1 protein-coding gene is annotated in these 1352 nt (G+C 36.3%); it reads left to right on the top strand.

Features of this window, described 5'->3' with window-relative positions; genetic code table 11:
• A protein-coding gene (locus WKT09_RS13630; RefSeq protein WP_340416554.1) for an IS3 family transposase occupies nt 1-1154 on the top strand; the annotation gives its coding sequence in 2 pieces (ribosomal slippage) (nt 1-241 and nt 241-1154; 1155 coding nt in all).
• Nucleotides 1155-1352 lie beyond the last annotated feature (198 nt).

Below are 1352 nucleotides of genomic sequence, written 5' to 3'. Positions count from 1 at the left end.
ATGACAAATCACAAAAATGGCAAACGATATAATGACGACTTTCGTAAAATGGTTGTTGATTTATATCATTCCGGTCAATCGGTTAGGGATTTAAGCAGCGAATATGGCGTTTCTGAAGTAACTATCTATGCATGGATTAAAAAATTAAGTCCTATGGAGTTGGAAGATGGAGCTTCCATAACTCCTGATGACTATGCAAAACTTCAAAAGCAGATGCTAAAGCTACAACAGGAAAATGAAATCTTAAAAAAGGCTATGGCCATATTTGCGAAAAAATAAATGATGCTGAAATAACTAACCTAATCGACCAACAGAAAGAGAATTATCCTGTTCACACGTTGTGTGAAGTGCTTGGTGTACCTAGGAGTACGTATTATAAATCATTAACCAAAACTATCTCTAATCGCGAGCAAGAGAATCGCCAATTAACTAAAAGAATTATAGAAATTTATCAAGAAAGCAAACAACGATACGGCGCTCCCAAAATCCATCACCTTTTGGTGATGGAAGGATATCAGGTTAGTCTTAAACGTGTACAACGGCTAATGAAAAAGGCCGATATCAAATCTATTACGGTGAAAAAGTTTCGTCCAACGCCAAGTAAGGAAAAGGTTGTCGAGCGTGAAAATATCTTACAAAGGGACTTCTCTACTCATACAATTAATGAGAAGTGGGTTGGCGATATTACGTATATTTACACGTTAAAACACGGCTGGTGCTATCTTGCATCCGTCATGGATTTACATACCAAAAAGATTGTTGGTTTTTCTTTTGGACGCACTATGACAACGGAGTTGATTATCACGGCATTGAAAAATGCCTATGAAACACAACAACCAGATGAAGTTCTCGTTTTCCATTCTGATCTTGGTAGCCAGTACACAAGTGATGAATTTGCCCAAGTAATTGAACAACTTAACATGACACACTCCTTTAGTCATAAAGGTAGTCCATATGACAATGCCTGCATAGAATCCTTTCACGCCATTTTAAAGAAAGAAGAAGTAAATCAGGTTCAATATATCGATGAAAAATCAGCCAGAATGGCTTTGTTTCAATACATTGAAGGTTGGTATAATCGTAAAAGAATTCATAGTAGTATAGATTACAAAACACCACAAGAGATGGAAGATAGCTGTGTGCGCATCAGTTGATTTTCCCTTAAATATATTCGTAGAACAATAAGATGAATAGCTTAATACCATCGTAAATGCTTTATACACCTGCATGTTTTGTGAGGTTCTTGGTTTTCAGAACTTCACAAAACATGCAGGCCAGCAAGCGAAGCGCGGTAGTAAGAATAAATCAATAAAACTTAACTTATTTGTGTCCAAAATATTGACATAGATCCA

It is taken from the genome of Pseudogracilibacillus sp. ICA-222130 (assembly GCF_037892545.1).
Classification (GTDB): domain Bacteria; phylum Bacillota; class Bacilli; order Bacillales; family Amphibacillaceae; genus Pseudogracilibacillus.
The sequence above is the reverse complement of the archived record's forward strand: the minus strand, read 5'-3'. Positions and strand labels throughout refer to the sequence as shown.